Raw genomic sequence first — 15,547 nt, forward strand, 5'->3', positions numbered from 1 at the left:
GAATTATTACTTTTCTAGGCACTGGGGACTTTTTTGGTTATAATAGACTTGCAAAGATTGTAATTTTTAAAAAACGAGGTAGTCATGAACAAGGAAGAACTTCTTCAAATATTGCACCCGATGAAGCTGATTGGGTTAGGCGGAAATCCCGCATTAAATGAGAAAATTGCACAAATCTTGAAAAAGCCGTTAATTGAAACTGCTGTGCAACATTTTAGTGACGGTGAAATTCAAGTTAATATTGGCGAAAGTGTCAGAGGATGTGACGTTTTCGTTATTCAGTCAATTCAGGATCCCGTAAATGAAAACTTTATGGAACTGGAAATTGTTTTGGACGCATTACATCGCGCCTCGGCACACAGAATCAATGTGGTAGTGCCATACCTGGCTTATTCACGTTCAGATACCAAAACTCGTTCGCGCGAACCAATAACTGCTAAACTCATAGCTAATTTATTACAAATTACTGGTCTAGATCACTTAATTGCTCTTGATTTACATGCTTCGCAAATTCAAGGCTTTTATAATGTGCCAGTTGATCATTTGCATGCTATGCCACTTTTAGCACAATATTTTATTGATAACGGTATTGCTACCAAAGAGGAAGACGATATTGTAGTTGTTTCTCCCGATCATTCTGGGGCTAAACTCGCTCGTAATTTTGGTCAGTGCTTTGATGCGCCAATTGCGATTGTTGATCAGCGCCACGCACGTTATGACGCAGATGTACATGACATGATTGGTGATGTTAAGGACAAAAAATGTATTATTGTAGATGATTTAATTGATACGGGATCACGTATTTCTTCTTCAACTAAATCAGTTCTAGCGGCAGGCGCCAAGAAAGTTTATGTTGCTGCAACACACGCATTATTATCACAAAATGCTACTGAAGTTCTGAATGAGTTGCCAATTGAACAGATAGTGGTAACTGATACTATTAAACACAGCCATTATCCAGATAGAATGGTTCGTATTTCAGTAGATTTGCTTTTAGCGCGTGGAATTAATTATGTATATAATGACCGTTCAATGCATTTGTTAAGTGAAAGTAAATTAAAGTAATAACATATTAAACGGCTTGCTTTTAGTATATGTTTCTTTAGTAAAAACTATCAGCCAATAATATACCAGTGCCTTTTTGTTTATTTATTCTATATCATTGGTATAATTAAGGCAAAATATATAGGAGCTGAGAAAACATTATGGCACGACGTAAAAATTATAAAAGAAGACGTACAATTTTAAGTAATACTTTTCACTTAATTAGAGAAAATGGTATGGACAGTGTTTCATTTCAAATGATTGCAGAAAAGTCTGGCATTTCCAAATCATTACTGCAGTCATATTATCCCCATAAATCAAACTTGATTGCTGATGTAGTTCGGAACATTCTCAATACACTAGACAAGCAAGTGCAGAAGTTTAGTGTTAATAAAGAAGACGAAGTATGTGCTCGCACCAAAGCTTTTATTTATGCGATTGAAATGCTGGGAATTTATGATGAAGGTCTTAAACGTATTATTACTGAGGTGTTTAAGAGTAACGAATCGCTGGACTTTTGGAGTAAAACTATCAACGACTGGTTAAAAGAAAAGCAGTTGTTTGATCACTTTGACTTCGATCCCAAAGAAGTGCGGATGGGGATTGCCTTTGCCGTAACTGGTGTGAGTCGTCTTTATTATGATAATAAAGAATATGAAGTTTCTCCTGAGGAAATAGCTGATTATGGTACCAAAGCATTCATGTACAGCTTTTTACATTCCTCAAAACCAACTATTGAAAAGGCGCTTAAAGAGGGTCATGAGATTATTGAATCTACTGACATTAAGACCATTCATCATGCAATAGATACGATGTTTGATGAAGACAAGGAGATTGTCTGTTAGAAAGGAAAAATATGGCAAATGGCGCGCGAGATGGTTTGCACAGAATAAGTCAAGAACAGAACAACCAATACAAACAGGTTCTGTCCTTTATCATTTTTCTGGTTGTATCGCTAACCATGATTACCGCGACTTTCCTTAATCCCTTTTTTATGAAGGGACAAATTAGAAACAGTAGTAATGAGGCTGTAGTAGTTAGACAAGTAAACAAGCATTTTGATGCACTGGCAGAAGCAATTGGAGCTAATAAAAATGGTAATGCCAATCTGCTAACTACTAAGCAAACTCAACCAATTGCTGATCATATTATTGACTATACCCTTGGGAGACCTTGGTTCAAGTTCAGTAATATGAAATTGGCCAAACAAATTTTACATGACATTGATTTAAACATTGATCAAGGTGCATCTAGTGATGCCCAGTTAGTACAAGAAAAATTAAAGGAGCAGGAAAATAATGCTCCATTTGATGTAATCGATTCTTTTAATCTGAACACAATTACTCTTGGAAGCAATATTGCTTTCATCTTATTAATTGTCAATGTAATTATACTGATAATGGCTATTATTAGTTTACGTTCATTAATAAGTGATATGAAGTTATTTTTTAATTCAAAAATGCTGACTCACGAAGTTACCGCATGTGGTATGTGGGCAGGTTTTTGGTTAATATTAATTGCGGGCATATTGGCTATTATTCCAGTAATTTTTAATGTTGAAGGTTTAGCTGTATTAGGTTTTGTGTTAGAAATAAGCAGCAGTATCTTTCTGGACTTTGTTATTGTAGGAGTTGTTCTTTATATTTTAAGTGCAATTCCGTGGGAAATCAGTTCTCCCAATAATTAGCCTCTCTGTTTTAAAATAATTAATCGTTTTTTCAAAGGAAACATATATGAAAATTTATTTTGCAAATGCTCTGTTTTCACAAGCAGAAATTAATTACAACGCGCGATTGGCGGCTAAAATACGTCAAATAGATAATTCAATTGATTTGTATTTGCCTCAGGAAAACGCGTCAATTAATGATAAACAGGCTTATGCTGATTCTAAAATGATTGCGCAAGCTGATACTGAAAAATTGCTTAATAGCGATTTGATGATTGCCGTTCTTGACGGCCTCAGCATTGACAATGGTGTAGCGAGTGAAATAGGCGTAGCTTATGCAAAAGAAATTCCGATAATTGGTTTATATACAGATACTCGTCAGCAGGGAGCTACTAACCAAAAGAAGCTACAAGCTTTGACCCAAATTGCAGAAAACCAATTCCATTATGTTAACTTGTATACTACTGGGCTGATCAAACTTAATGGCACCATAGTTAATAATGAAAAAGATTTATTAGCTGCCGTAGCCAACTATATTTAAAATTAACTCAGTTCGCTTAATAACTATCTAAAGATGCAATTATCTCTCTAAGAAGGGATACTAATTTTTAAAATAAAAACCATATTTCACTTAAGTTTGATATGAACCCTAAAATTAGGACAAATTTGGGGGCCATACCATTTTGAAATATGGTTTTTATTTATTTAATTTTATCTATATTTTACCCCATTGTAGTTGGTGATGGGGTAAAATATAGATAAAAGGATGTGACTAAAATGACTAATAAATCTGAATTGGAAAATTTGTTAAAGCAAAATAATTATGTGCTGTCTAGAAAACAACTTACGAAGAAAAACTTTTCAGGACAACAAATAAAGAACTTCCTTAAAAACAACGTATTGATTTTAATTGACAAAGGAATTTATGGCAGTCCAAATCATTTGGAAGATGCTTTTTATACTATTCAGCTGAGACTCAAAAAGGGAATAATATCGTTAAGCTCCGCCCTTTATTTATATGGTTTGAGTGATCGTGTTCCAGATAAAATTGAGCTTACTTTTCCGAGGGGGTACAAAAACTCGGAGTTAAAAGAACAAATTTTGCCTCATCAACAAGTACCTCAAATGTACAATCTGGGTATTGTAATAGTAAAAACTCCTAATGGAAATAATGTTAGGGTTTATTCTATTGATCGAACTATGGCAGAAATATTACGCCCACAAAATCACGTTGATCCTGAAATAATAAATAAGGCTTATAAGCAGTATTTAAAACAGCCCAATAAAAATATTGCTAAATTGCTGTACTTTGCAAGAAAATTCAAAACTGTTAAGAAAGTTCAGGAATACATAGAAATATTGCTATAAAAATGAATGATAAATTTCGAAGCTTCACTAATAATCAACAAATGATAGCTCATATACGTAAACTGGCAAAAGATAATAAAACATCTACACAGGTAATTTTGGAGGAATTTACTTTAGATGATTTTGTACAAAGAATAGCTAAATCAAAATATAAAAATAATTTAATCCTAAAGGGTGGATTTTTGCTGTCAAGTTTAATTGGTATTAATAACAGAACGACAGAAGATATTGATACAGATATTAAAGGGAAAAATTTGACTTCTTCCGAAGCAACAAAAATGGTTGATGAAATTTGCAATATTATTCCAAGTAAAAATGACCCAATTGAAATTAAAAGAGTTGGTAATGTACAAAAGATACATGAAGGAGCTGAATATGTTGGGTACCGAGTTCATTTACTGGGCACTCTTTATAAAAAATCTAGGGCCAATATCAAAATAGATATTTCTACCGGTGATATCATAACCCCTAAAGAAATCAAATATGAATATAATTCTTTGATCGATAACAGTCCAATAGAAATTTATGCTTATAATAATGAAACTATCATTGCCCAAAAACTAGAAACAGTATTTAGTCGCAGTATTGTCAATACTCGAATGAAAGACTTTTATGACATATATATGTTAAACAAGCTTAGAAAGCAAACAGATTATAAAAAACTAAAGCTGAATTTACCCATAACTAGAACTGCTTTAGAAAATACTGCTAATTCAAGGAACAGCTTTAATGAAATTTTTGAAAAAGTAAATAAGGAAAATTATTTATGGCAAATTACGTTAAATGACATAAAAAGTAGTAAGGCAATGCAAGACAAATGGAAAAATTATACACATCAAAAAGCTTATGCCCGAAGGATAAACTTTCAAGACACTTTGAATGCAATTGAAGAACTTATGCTGGAACTTTTTGTTAATTAATTTTTTCACTCATCTAGTAATGAAAATTCACGGTTGTTATAGGATACTTCTTTCTAGATGCTTTTTATTATTCTATTGACTTGTTTTGAAGTTGAAACAGCTTAAAGGTGTAACTAGTTAAACCTGTGATTTTTACTTCATATTCGTGACCGAGAACTAGTGGAATTGAGCCTGGATAGTAGGTAATAATAGTTTCAAAATTGCCATAGCCTGTGTGACTATAATTGCGTACATTTTCTGCTTGATAAGCTTCACCAGTGTCTTTATCAGTTATGGTTATTTTTGGTGTGCCTTTATAAATTTTATTAGAGAGATAAATTGACCAGGCGATATTATCACCTTGTAAAAGCTCAATTGGAAAGACGCCACTATTGGGATAAGTTACCGTTTCTCGACTGGGAGTGCGAAAGACATCAGCGGCGTTAAAAACTTTTTGCACAGAATAGCGATACCCGTTTTTGCCATAAGCTGCACCTGCGCCTGTTATAGTTAAGCGCGTTGATAACAGCCATGCACGGTGACCGGTGTCAGCACCGGTCAAGTTGTACCGATCAGTAATTAAGTCAGTGATAACTTCACCTGCAGTCTGATCACTGGTATTAAAATTAAGATTGGCCATGCTGGAAATGTTGCGGGCTAGTTGCCACGTAGTTTTATTAATTATTTTCGGTCTTTTTTCGTAAGGCAAATTATGCTGATTGACCATCGGATTAGCGTCAAGAGCGGCTAAAACGGCAGCAGTTTTTTGGGCAGCAATATTATCTTGAAAATTTTCTTTAACGGGAGTCAAATTGAATAATTTTCTATAATAGTTTGTATATGCCAATTGACTGTCAAGATAGTCCGGTACAAGTGTGCCTGACTTAAATTTCGTTTTAAACTGCGGCTTGTTTAAATAAAGGTTATTTAGATTATAAGCAGTGTTATCAAGTTGTGCATATTCCTGCTGCAAACGACTCACTTCATTCGTTTCACTTGGAGTGAGTTCTGTAGCAAAAACTTGTGTATTGCTAAAAGGAAAAGTGAAAAGCAAACAGAAGAGGGCAGAATAAAGTTTTTTTATCATTTAAGATGCTCTCCTTTCTTTAGCATAAATTATAAGGCAAAATAAAACCGAGTAGAATTTTATTTTTAAAATAATAATTATATTTAATAAATTGATTGAGTTTTTGGAAAAATTTAGTGAGGAAATGACGATCTTGGCTAATAATGAAAAGATGCAGGCAGCACGAAACGTCAAAATTGCTCTGTTAAGCAGGTTGGACGATTGGGATGGGGCAACTGGACCAGTAGATAAGGACTTGCGCCAAGTGGTAGTCCAGAAAACCAGCATTATTGACGGTTATACTTATGTTTTGCAACACGTAGCAGGAGACAACTTTGTTTATCGCGGACAAAATGGCAATAATGTTTCTTTTAATAAGCAAATTCCAGCTTTGCATTTAACCGGCACTGCTGCAGGTCATACTCAGACGCTGGAGACAGCTGGAAGACCAGGGCAGTGGTTCGTTGGCACAAAGCCAAACGATTTAAACCCCACCTGGTCGACTTGGTCTAAACAAATAGCGCGCATAAAAATTCCGCATTATTTTAAGATAGCGGCTAATACCAAAATGCAACCAAGATTATCAAATTTAAATTATGCGGGAGCTGATTTAGGCATAGGCTGTGCCGGCAATCAATTTTCCCGCGTAGAAGCTGCAGTTTCACCAGATTTGCGTTATTTTCTGCTTGCGTACGGTGATAACGACTATACCGGTTATTTTGCGCTCTATTATTTAGCTGAAATTAATAAGGCGCTTGATGAAGCTGCAACTGCAAGCAAATACGTTGATATCAGAACAATAAAAAGTATAGCCGCTTTTAAAATACCACAATTTTCTGGACGAGCTGGGTTAGTTGGTTCGCTGCAGGGCTTTGCTATTGACAACAACCGCACAATCTATATTTCCAGTCAATTTGCGGACGACAGGCTCGGTCAAAATAGAAAAATTGTTAAAATTCCTTGGGGAGAAGCTGATCCTGCATTTTGGGAGTTGGTAAATTTAGCTAACGATAGTAAACTGGAAATTCCGGGCTATTATACTGAGCTTGAGGGCATTCAACTGGCTAGCGTTAATGATCTTTACTTAACCGTAGCCTATCATCAGTCCTTTGATTCCACCGCTTTGGGCAAACATCCAACCAAAATCAATCAACTTTATGAAATCACTTGGAAATCGAATAGCAATTTTTAATATAGTATAAATTTTTCGGATATGATTTTGCCTTATGCAAGACTTTTTGCTTATAATAAAAAATATTCCTAAAAATTTGTCTAATTTACAGTTCTTCGGGTTTTTCTTGCCGTATAATTAAAAGTTAGAAACAATGACTAAGAGGTAAAAATAATGACTAAGAAAACACAAGTTGGTTTAATTTTTGGCGGTAATTCATCTGAATACGAAGTCTCAATTATGTCTGGCCACAACATTTATAATGCCATCGATCAAAATAAGTTTGACGTCCACCCAATTTGGATTACCAATGACGGCTATTTAGCCAGTGAAGAAGATTCTTTTAAAGTCTTAAAGGATCCTAAATACACTATTGAGAATCCGCATGAAGTAGCCAACATTTCAAATTTAATTCAACTAAAGAATTTACCGGAAATTGATGTTTTCTTCCCGATTGTGCACGGCAATTTAGGTGAAGACGGTTGTTTGCAAGGACTGTTCAGAATTTTAAACAAGCCTTTTGTTGGTGACGATGTCCTGGCTTCTGCCGTGACCATGGATAAGGAATTTACCAAGATTTTAGCACAGCGAGTTGGTGTTCCTGTAGCTGACTGGATCGCAATTAAGCGGTTTGAGTATGAAGATGCTAATAATGCTAAACGTGATTATGACAAAGTGAGCGCTAAACTGGGCAATGATCTTTTTGTTAAGCCGTCAAATCAAGGTTCTTCAGTTGGAGTGCATCATGTTACCAATAAAGAAGAATTTGCTGAGGCTCTGGCTGATGCTTTTAGATACGATGATAAGGTCTTAATTGAAGAAACCATTCACGGTACAGAAGTTGAAACTGCTGTTTTAGGCAATGACAAGCCGATTGTTTCCGGTGTCGGCCAAATTATTAATGCGGCGGGTACTTTTTACAGTTATGAAAATAAATACTATGATGATTCCACCACTACTTTGCAAATTCCTGCCAAATTACCTCAAGAAATTGTAGATAAGGTTAGAGCTAATGCCTTAAAAGTTTATCAAGTTACAGAATGCAGTGGCTTAGCTCGGGTTGATTCCACTTTGCGTGAAAGTGATCATAAGGTAATCTTAACGGAAGTTAATGCCTTGCCCGGGTTTACTAATATTAGTATGTATCCTAAACTTTTTGAAGAAGCAGGAATTCCTTATTCGGAATTAATTACCCGTTTGATTGTCAAAGCGCAGGAGCGTTTTGACCATAAGAAAAACTTGTTACACAAAATTGGTTAATTTGATTGTGCTGGGGAGTATATCTGATGAGCGAAGATAAGCATAATTTTGAAGAATTAACCGCGCCTTCTGCGACGGCTAAGAAATTGCACATTAGTGTTGCAACTTTACGTAAATATTCTTTGATTGTAGAAAAAGTAACTGGTAAACCGGATTACTATGCACGGACCAAGCAAAATGCGCGCTTATACAGTAAGCAGGATGTGCAGGATCTCGAAGACTTTCACCAATTAGCCCGGGATAATGGCTTGACCCTGCAAGAAGCCGCACAGCAAGTTTTTGCTGTTACTGACAAAAAAGACAAGCCTCAGCATATGGATAATGGCAAAAAGCAGGAGGTAATGTCTACTTCCCAGATGGTGAAATTACTGAATGCTTTGCAACAAACTATTGGCCAGCAAAATACTGCACTAAGCGACCTGCAGAAACAGTTGAACCGAATTGAAAAGCAAAATAAAGAGTTGCTGAAAAAGCAAAAAGAGTTAGAAAAACCGCAAATTAAAGCAGCTGGTACTGATGATGATTTTAGTGTTTTACCGGATATTTCAGGAATTGTTACCGATAACGGTGATGACATAACTGATGTGCAGGAAATGCCAGAAACGAAGCCTCTAACCGCGGCCGAAAAACGGGCTCAGGTGGCGCAGGATGAAGGAAAATCAAGTGAGCAGATGCATGAAGAGATTTTGGCTAAAGCTAAGGAAAATGCTGAAAAAAGTGCCAACTCTAATGCCCACCGCACATTAGCAGATATGCAGATCGAACCGGAGAAAACTCACTGGTGGCAGCGGTTTTTAGATATGTAGGCACATAAAGAACGACTTTTGGTTAAAAGTCGTTTTTATAATATTTAAATTTTACAAATTTAGCTTAAAATTAATGTCTAATAACTGTTTTTAAGTTACAGTAGGTAAGTATAAATCGATTGGAATGATTTGATTGAAAAAAATTAAAAAGCGCTACTTATTTGCGGTATTAATAGCAGTTGTGGGGTTAATTTTAACTACCTGCACCTATTTTGCAACAGATATTTATTCTAAAAATGATGTAGCTGTGGTCACTGACAGTAAAATTAAGGATACTTTGGAAGAAAAAAGTACAGATGTTTATGGCAATAAAGACGAAACCAGAAAACAGATCCTTCATTTAAAAGTCTTGTCTGGTAAATTTAAAGGTCAAACCTACGAAACCACTAACATGTATTATCCATCACAGTTAGTCACACAAAAGTTTCGTGCAGGTCAGCGCCTGTTTGTCAGTGTCAAACACGGTGAACCAGTTATTCAGGATCCTAAACGAGACTGGGTTTTGGTTTTGGCAATGACAGTAATGTCCACGCTGATGGTGGCAGTCTCAGGTAAAAAGTCGTTTAGTTTAATTGCATCGATGATACTCAGCTGGGTAATTTTCTACCTTGTGATTATGCTGGATATTAAACTAAATGGCTCTTATATCGTTTTACTGTTTGGCCTAGCCGATATTATTTTTTCATTCTTTAGTTTATTGGTTGTTCAAGGCTTTAACCGTAAGATGCTGGCAACCTGGTTGGCAACAATTCTAGGCACTTTTGTTTCTTTTGCATTATGCTACTTAATCATGCGTTTGACAGGAGAATCGGAAATTAAATACGAAACAGGAGATTATGCGACTCAGGATCCTCGTGGCATCTTTTTGGCACAAACATTACTGGGTATTTTAGGAGCCGTGATGGACGAAGCCACCGATATTATTTCCAGTCTTTACGAATTGATACAGACTAAGGTCGATTTAACTGCCAAGCAGTTAATTCAAAGTGGACGCACAATGGGACAGGAAATAATGGGGCCACTGATTAACGTCTTGGTATTAATCTTTATGTCAGAAGAATTGCCGATGACGATTATCTATTTGCGGGATAATAACAGCTTGCGTTCCACTTTTGGCTTCACCCTTTCCCTTGGCGTTACACAAAGTATCATTTCCGCAATTGGTATTGTTTTGACGGTGGTCTTTGCCACGGGTTGCAGCCTGCTGTTTTTAGAAGAGAAAAAGCGGAAAGCGGGGATTAGAAAATGAGCACCTTAACTGCCTTACTAATTGTGCTTGCAATCTTAATGACTGTTGTTGGCGGTGAAACAGGGATTCGCAGCTTCTTTAGTGTTTTAATCAATACTTTATTATTAATTTTAGTTGCTATTCTGATTTCTTGGAGCATCAATATTCCACTTCTGATTTTGATTTTTGTGCCGTTAAAACTAGTGACCATAATTTTTCTTGGAACACATGATTATCAAGTTGCGAAAAACTCTTTTTATTCTTCACTAATTGTGTGCCTGGCAACTAGCATTATAATTCTGGGTTTTGAATGGTTGGCGCAAGCTGCCGGTCTTGGCCCTGAAGCAGGAGAAATTTTGGTGGGCTTGTCCCAGATGCCGGGATTGAGTTACCCTTTAATTGCAGTAGCAGTTGCTATCTTTTCCACACTTGGTGCTGTAGCTGAATCCGCTGTTGCTATGAGTTCAGGACTTTTAGAAATTAAAAAGCATAATCCAGAAATTTCGTATGAAGAGCTCAAGGCCAGTGGTGCTAAAATCGGTAATGACGTATTGGGGACAGCTATGAATACAATTTTATTTGGGATGTTCGGCAGCTTTCTTTCGTTATTCTTATGGTACATTCGTTTGAATTATACGTTAGGTGAGGTATTAAACGAAAAAATGTTTGTCAATGAGGCTTTGATTATAATGTACTCTCTAATTGGTGTATTATTAACAGTACCATTAGCAACAACATTTTTAGCAAAAAACATGGTAAAAGTGGGGGAAGAAAATGAAAGTAAATGATTTAACGTTAACTAATTTTAACCAGCGCAAGTTCAACCTGCACACATACACCTTGGGTTCAATTGGTGAATTGGTAACTCCAAAACATCCTTTGGCGATAGTAGTTCCAGGTGGCAGTTTTGACCATTTGTCTAAAAGAGAGGGAGAGCCGGTTGCCCTGGCTTTCAATAATTGCGGCTTTAACAGTGTGGTCATGGAATACAACCTCGTGCAAGACGAAGGTGACATTTATCCGGATGCCGGGCTTGATGTCTTAAGCACTGTTAAATACTTTCGTGAGCATGCGCAAGACTATCAGATTGATCCAGATAAAATAGTCACAATCGGCTTTTCTGCTGGTGGTCATGTTGCCAGTTTTGCCAACAGTATGGCTAACTCTGCAAAATATCAAAAAGAGTTTGGTTTTAAGAGTGCGGAAGTTCTGCCTAATAAGACTATTTTGGGTTATCCCTTAATTAATCTGACTAAAATTGGCTTTGACATTCCAGAAGATGAACAAGATAAAGTACCCCAAGATGAATTTATTAAGGATAGTTCATTAGGTGTAACTGCAAATACGCCGGCAACTTTTATCTTCCATGCCTGGGATGATCCAGTTGTACTTGTAACCAATACGTTTGAATATGTGGAAGCCTTGCATAACAAGAAGGTTCCCTGTGAAGCCCATATATTCAATCGTGGTGGTCACGGCTTTTCTTTAGCTCGTAAAGATATGGTGGTTAAGGGTAGAGAATGGCAAGAGAATCCGCACGCTGCCCACTGGTTCGAACTGGCACAGGAATGGCTGGCAAGTGAATGGCAATAAAAGGGGGTACAGATGCTGTACTCCTTTTTGTTCGGATTTTAGAAGATTTGATTATAAAATTATAATAATATTCATATTAGAAACAAAAAATTTAAATTATTTTAAGCAAAGGCCTTGCATTTATTTTTAAAGGGTATATAATGCTGGTATTTAAATCGAAAGAAAGGACATGATTTTTTGAAGTTAACGAAAATGAAAATTTTAACGGCAGTTAATGGCTTACTAACTCTAAGCAGTCTAATCATGTTATTCTTTGGATTATGCAATCAAGTTAATGAGTCAAAGAATCTGCTAGAAGAGGAACAGACAATTTCGCTGAACAATAATAATATGATTATTTTGGCAGCTGTAGTTGCTTTGATGGTCTTCGGCTATGCATTCTTTGCTACTTGGTTAAAAGGTGAACCCGCAAAGGCTCATTTATTAAGACACAGAGCGTAAGATGATTAGAAAAGCTGGGTTGTACTTCAATGGTTGAAGTGCAGCTCAGCTTTTTTTGTGTCTAAAATAATTCAGTTTTGCTAATCTGATATTTTAAATATTCAGTTGCTTGTTTAACCGAAGATATTTATGATAAACATAAGTATTTGCACAATTAAGAACAAAGAAAAGGAAAATAATTAATGTGTCAGATAGAAGATGAAGTTTATGATCCGTTTTTACCTACTTTACTAATTTCTCTGCATCAGGAATATGTCAAAGAAATTTTAACGGGTCAAAAAATAATTGAATATCGCAAGAGATTTTTTAAAGATAGTTTTCAAGCCTTTGTTTATACTACAGGCAATAATGGCGGAATTCAGTTATTTATCAAGTGCGCCCCTTTGATTCGTAACAATGCGACGACATTAGCTCAGATAGGCCGGGAAATTCAAAATGATGATTATGGCGAAATTTATGACTATTTTATGCCTAAAGATGATGGTTGTATTATTCCAATTTTAAAATCTTGTGCTGTTAAAAAGATTTCACTTAACCAGTTGCGCACTGTTTTGCCCCAGATTGTTATTCCGCAAAGCTACCTGTTTTTAGACCGGCCTGATAAAAAAGACCTGCTCGACTTTTTATTAAAGCAAGAATATGATGATTTAATTGTTAACGAGTGGGATGAACGCTTTGCAAAAATTAAGAAAATAGTGGCAAGCAACAAATAATTGCTGGAAATTTTTCTTATTGGGTTACAGTTTGGCAAATAAAATGAAAAATAAAGAGATTTCACTAAATACAAAAAGAGAATTTGCGCGGGCATTAAAGAAGTTGCTCAAAAAAGAGCCTTTAAACAAAATTACTGTTTGTGAATTACTTACTTTAACTAATAAAAGCAGACCTACTTTTTATTATCACTTTAGGGATGTACCTGATTTAATCAAGTGGACTGTCCAGGATGAGATAATTAATTTATTAGAGCAGTCAAAAGGTTATGAAAAATGGTACGACGATTTATATCAAATTTTTCAATATTTTGCTGTTAATCCAACCTTGGGACGAGCTATTTATGAAAATTTAGATATTAAACAATTTAATGCAATTTTTAGGGAACCACAAAATCGTATACTTCTAGGCTATATCGATGAAGTAATCAGCAAAGATAAATTACATGTAAGTCAGAAAGACCGTGACCTTATAGCCCATTTCTTTACTGGTGGATTTACAGAAATAATTATTGACTGGCTTAATAATGGACAAAAAGAGACTCCAGAGGAAATGAGAGATATGTTTCGCAGAACGCAAAAAGATGTAATAGTTCATTGTTTAAAGATGGCTAATCAAAGACATAAAAGCTAATTTGCCTAATAGATATGCACAATTGTTAAATATCTAACAAACTGTAAATATTATATATTTTTATTTATACAGTAAGCGTTTAATATTAATAATGTAAGTTAGTTCAGTATTGAACAATCAAATAGAAAGGCTTGCATTATGAAAGAATTTAAAGACAAAGTTGCATTAATTACTGGTGCAGCGCACGGATTTGGACGAGCACTGTCATTAGAAGCAGCAAAAAGAGGGATGAAACTTGCCGTTGCTGATATAGATAATGAAGCGTTGAGCAAGACAGAAACTGATATTAAAGATTTAGGCGCGGATGTTATTAGCATTCCTACTGATGTAACCGATGAAGATGAAGTTGACGCCATGGTCAAAAAGACAGTAGCTGAATATCATGAAATTGATTTATTGATTAATTCAGCTGGGATTGCGGTACCTGGTGGTATTTGTGAACTTCCTACTCGTGATTGGGAATGGATTTTGCATGCTGACTTAATGAGTCAGGTTTGGGCATTAAAACGCGTAATACCAATTATGCGTAAACAAAAAGATCATTGTGACATTATTAATGTAGCTTCAATTGCTGGACTAGTTGCCAGTCCTTCAATGCCATCATACTTTGCTTCTAAGTTCGCATCTGTGGGACTGACTGAGGCAGTGGAATATGATATGCAGGTTGCAAAAGCTAACATTAGCATGCACGTCTTTTGTCCTGCCTTTGTCCAGACAGACTTATATCATACTGAAAATCACAGACCAGCTAAATACACTGATAAGAATGATCCTTACTATTCAAGTGAAGCATTTAAGGAAGGCCAAGAACGTGCTAAACAAGATATCGTAACAGGCATGCCAATAGATAAAATACCTGGAATTGTGTTCAAGGCATTAGAAGAAAATAAATTCTACATTTTGACTCACACAGGACTTAATCCAATTATTGTCTCTCGTGCAGAAAATATTCCCAGCGGTAAGGGACCAGATTTGAAGACCTTGGCACCGTTCTTGTCAAAGACTCATAATGAAGAAAATTAAATTCCTTTTGTTTTAACATCTAAATTCATATAAAAAATAGCCTAACAATTAGTTGGGCTATTTTTTATAATGGGATATTTGTATTAAAGAGTATTTTCTAATACCAGTGGTGGGCTAACCAAAAGTTCTTGGCGTTAACCCATGAACCATAACGACCGTAAACATATGTGTCAGCCGTTCTTTCTTGGTTCTTTTTAGAGTAATTACCGTTTAGGTAAGCAATGTTAAGTTGGTATTTACCATAACAAACACCGTTGCGTGCGTAATAATTGCCACCTGATTCACGCATGGCAATCCATCTTTTAGCTGCGCGTTCAGCTTTTGACTTCTTACGAGCGGCTTGTACTGTTTGTGTACACGAGTTATTATTGTTTGTTTCTATATTTATAGCAGTGACAAAACTAAATGAAAGCGCCAGTGCTGTAATTAACTTAAGTATTAAACTTTTACTGTTCTTCAATATATTTCAATCCCCACAATTAACTGTATTAATTCTACGGATAATAATACACAGTCAATGTGTCATTGTTGTTACAGAAAGAACACGCAACTCTTACAATATTTTTTAAAAATTTAATAATTTTGCCACTATTGAAAAATAAAAGCAGAGCAAATATCCATTGCTATGAAAAATCATG

18 protein-coding genes are annotated in these 15,547 nt (G+C 35.6%); 16 read left to right on the forward strand and 2 right to left on the reverse strand.

Annotation, left to right across the window (positions count from 1 at the left end; all coding sequences use genetic code 11):
* Positions 1–84: 84 nt before the first annotated feature.
* The 6 genes from AAA926_RS08265 to AAA926_RS08290 all read left to right on the forward strand — a co-directional run bounded on the left by AAA926_RS08265 (position 85) and on the right by AAA926_RS08290 (position 4,998).
* On the forward strand, positions 85–1,065 hold the full coding sequence (locus AAA926_RS08265) for a ribose-phosphate diphosphokinase (protein ID WP_198180226.1): 981 nt from the start codon (positions 85–87) through the stop codon (positions 1,063–1,065).
* A gap of 140 nt (positions 1,066–1,205) precedes the next feature.
* The gene (locus AAA926_RS08270; protein ID WP_045927417.1) at positions 1,206–1,889 is read left to right on the forward strand and encodes a TetR/AcrR family transcriptional regulator; all 684 of its coding nucleotides are present in this window, start codon (positions 1,206–1,208) and stop codon (positions 1,887–1,889) included.
* Between the two features lie 11 nt (positions 1,890–1,900).
* On the forward strand, positions 1,901–2,731 hold the full coding sequence (locus AAA926_RS08275) for a hypothetical protein (RefSeq protein ID WP_338212317.1): 831 nt from the start codon (positions 1,901–1,903) through the stop codon (positions 2,729–2,731).
* Positions 2,732–2,777: 46 nt separating this feature from the next.
* Entirely contained in the window at positions 2,778–3,251 is a 474-nt protein-coding gene (locus AAA926_RS08280) for a nucleoside 2-deoxyribosyltransferase (RefSeq protein WP_338212318.1), read from the forward strand.
* Between the two features lie 236 nt (positions 3,252–3,487).
* On the forward strand, positions 3,488–4,078 hold the full coding sequence (locus AAA926_RS08285; protein WP_338212319.1) for a type IV toxin-antitoxin system AbiEi family antitoxin domain-containing protein: 591 nt from the start codon (positions 3,488–3,490) through the stop codon (positions 4,076–4,078).
* Positions 4,079–4,080: 2 nt separating this feature from the next.
* The gene (locus AAA926_RS08290) at positions 4,081–4,998 is read left to right on the forward strand and encodes a nucleotidyl transferase AbiEii/AbiGii toxin family protein (RefSeq protein ID WP_198180232.1); all 918 of its coding nucleotides are present in this window, start codon (positions 4,081–4,083) and stop codon (positions 4,996–4,998) included.
* A 67-nt stretch (positions 4,999–5,065) separates the two neighbouring features.
* Here the strand turns inward: AAA926_RS08290 and AAA926_RS08295 are convergent, their stop codons facing one another.
* Positions 5,066–6,064, reverse strand: coding sequence for a CAP domain-containing protein (locus AAA926_RS08295; RefSeq protein ID WP_338212320.1), 999 nt, complete (start codon positions 6,062–6,064; stop codon positions 5,066–5,068).
* A 133-nt stretch (positions 6,065–6,197) separates the two neighbouring features.
* Here AAA926_RS08295 and AAA926_RS08300 point away from each other — a divergent pair, with 133 nt between their 5' ends.
* The 10 genes from AAA926_RS08300 to AAA926_RS08345 all read left to right on the forward strand — a co-directional run bounded on the left by AAA926_RS08300 (position 6,198) and on the right by AAA926_RS08345 (position 14,909).
* Positions 6,198–7,235, forward strand: a complete 1,038-nt coding sequence (locus AAA926_RS08300; protein ID WP_265893542.1) for a helveticin J family class III bacteriocin — start codon at positions 6,198–6,200, stop codon at positions 7,233–7,235.
* A 153-nt stretch (positions 7,236–7,388) separates the two neighbouring features.
* Positions 7,389–8,474, forward strand: coding sequence for a D-alanine--D-alanine ligase family protein (locus AAA926_RS08305; protein WP_265893543.1), 1,086 nt, complete (start codon positions 7,389–7,391; stop codon positions 8,472–8,474).
* Between the two features lie 26 nt (positions 8,475–8,500).
* Positions 8,501–9,280 (forward strand): MerR family transcriptional regulator, encoded by a 780-nt coding sequence (locus tag AAA926_RS08310; RefSeq protein WP_265893544.1) that lies wholly within the window; start codon positions 8,501–8,503, stop codon positions 9,278–9,280.
* A 133-nt stretch (positions 9,281–9,413) separates the two neighbouring features.
* Positions 9,414–10,529: a YibE/F family protein gene (locus AAA926_RS08315; protein ID WP_265893545.1), complete on the forward strand. Its 1,116-nt coding sequence runs from the start codon at positions 9,414–9,416 to the stop codon at positions 10,527–10,529.
* Positions 10,526–11,296, forward strand: a complete 771-nt coding sequence (locus tag AAA926_RS08320; RefSeq protein ID WP_265893546.1) for a YibE/F family protein — start codon at positions 10,526–10,528, stop codon at positions 11,294–11,296. Before AAA926_RS08315 ends, AAA926_RS08320 begins: the two co-directional genes overlap by 4 nt.
* Positions 11,283–12,101: an alpha/beta hydrolase gene (locus AAA926_RS08325; protein WP_109585757.1), complete on the forward strand. Its 819-nt coding sequence runs from the start codon at positions 11,283–11,285 to the stop codon at positions 12,099–12,101. Before AAA926_RS08320 ends, AAA926_RS08325 begins: the two co-directional genes overlap by 14 nt.
* Before the next feature lie 192 nt (positions 12,102–12,293).
* A complete protein-coding gene (locus AAA926_RS08330; protein WP_265893547.1) occupies positions 12,294–12,542 on the forward strand; it encodes a hypothetical protein in 249 nt (82 codons plus the stop codon).
* A 182-nt stretch (positions 12,543–12,724) separates the two neighbouring features.
* Positions 12,725–13,255, forward strand: a complete 531-nt coding sequence (locus tag AAA926_RS08335) for a hypothetical protein (protein ID WP_265893548.1) — start codon at positions 12,725–12,727, stop codon at positions 13,253–13,255.
* 43 nt (positions 13,256–13,298) lie between these two features.
* Positions 13,299–13,886: a TetR-like C-terminal domain-containing protein gene (locus tag AAA926_RS08340; protein WP_265893549.1), complete on the forward strand. Its 588-nt coding sequence runs from the start codon at positions 13,299–13,301 to the stop codon at positions 13,884–13,886.
* A 138-nt stretch (positions 13,887–14,024) separates the two neighbouring features.
* Positions 14,025–14,909 (forward strand): SDR family NAD(P)-dependent oxidoreductase, encoded by an 885-nt coding sequence (locus AAA926_RS08345; RefSeq protein ID WP_338212321.1) that lies wholly within the window; start codon positions 14,025–14,027, stop codon positions 14,907–14,909.
* 97 nt (positions 14,910–15,006) lie between these two features.
* Here the strand turns inward: AAA926_RS08345 and AAA926_RS08350 are convergent, their stop codons facing one another.
* Entirely contained in the window at positions 15,007–15,372 is a 366-nt protein-coding gene (locus tag AAA926_RS08350; protein WP_034980791.1) for an aggregation-promoting factor C-terminal-like domain-containing protein, read from the reverse strand.
* Positions 15,373–15,547 lie beyond the last annotated feature (175 nt).

It is taken from the genome of Lactobacillus juensis (assembly GCF_036246285.1).
Lineage (GTDB): Bacteria > Bacillota > Bacilli > Lactobacillales > Lactobacillaceae > Lactobacillus > Lactobacillus juensis.

Coding starts and splice junctions, on each gene's coding strand:
- AAA926_RS08340 (WP_265893549.1), top strand. CDS start 13,299: ATGAAAAATAAAGAGATTTCACTAAATACAAAAAGAGAATTTGCGCGG.
- AAA926_RS08275 (WP_338212317.1), top strand. CDS start 1,901: ATGGCAAATGGCGCGCGAGATGGTTTGCACAGAATAAGTCAAGAACAG.
- AAA926_RS08290 (WP_198180232.1), top strand. CDS start 4,081: ATGAATGATAAATTTCGAAGCTTCACTAATAATCAACAAATGATAGCT.
- AAA926_RS08330 (WP_265893547.1), top strand. CDS start 12,294: ATGAAAATTTTAACGGCAGTTAATGGCTTACTAACTCTAAGCAGTCTA.
- AAA926_RS08265 (WP_198180226.1), top strand. CDS start 85: ATGAACAAGGAAGAACTTCTTCAAATATTGCACCCGATGAAGCTGATT.
- AAA926_RS08305 (WP_265893543.1), top strand. CDS start 7,389: ATGACTAAGAAAACACAAGTTGGTTTAATTTTTGGCGGTAATTCATCT.
- AAA926_RS08325 (WP_109585757.1), top strand. CDS start 11,283: ATGAAAGTAAATGATTTAACGTTAACTAATTTTAACCAGCGCAAGTTC.
- AAA926_RS08295 (WP_338212320.1), bottom strand. CDS start 6,064: ATGATAAAAAAACTTTATTCTGCCCTCTTCTGTTTGCTTTTCACTTTT.
- AAA926_RS08310 (WP_265893544.1), top strand. CDS start 8,501: ATGAGCGAAGATAAGCATAATTTTGAAGAATTAACCGCGCCTTCTGCG.
- AAA926_RS08335 (WP_265893548.1), top strand. CDS start 12,725: ATGTGTCAGATAGAAGATGAAGTTTATGATCCGTTTTTACCTACTTTA.
- AAA926_RS08320 (WP_265893546.1), top strand. CDS start 10,526: ATGAGCACCTTAACTGCCTTACTAATTGTGCTTGCAATCTTAATGACT.
- AAA926_RS08270 (WP_045927417.1), top strand. CDS start 1,206: ATGGCACGACGTAAAAATTATAAAAGAAGACGTACAATTTTAAGTAAT.
- AAA926_RS08285 (WP_338212319.1), top strand. CDS start 3,488: ATGACTAATAAATCTGAATTGGAAAATTTGTTAAAGCAAAATAATTAT.
- AAA926_RS08345 (WP_338212321.1), top strand. CDS start 14,025: ATGAAAGAATTTAAAGACAAAGTTGCATTAATTACTGGTGCAGCGCAC.
- AAA926_RS08280 (WP_338212318.1), top strand. CDS start 2,778: ATGAAAATTTATTTTGCAAATGCTCTGTTTTCACAAGCAGAAATTAAT.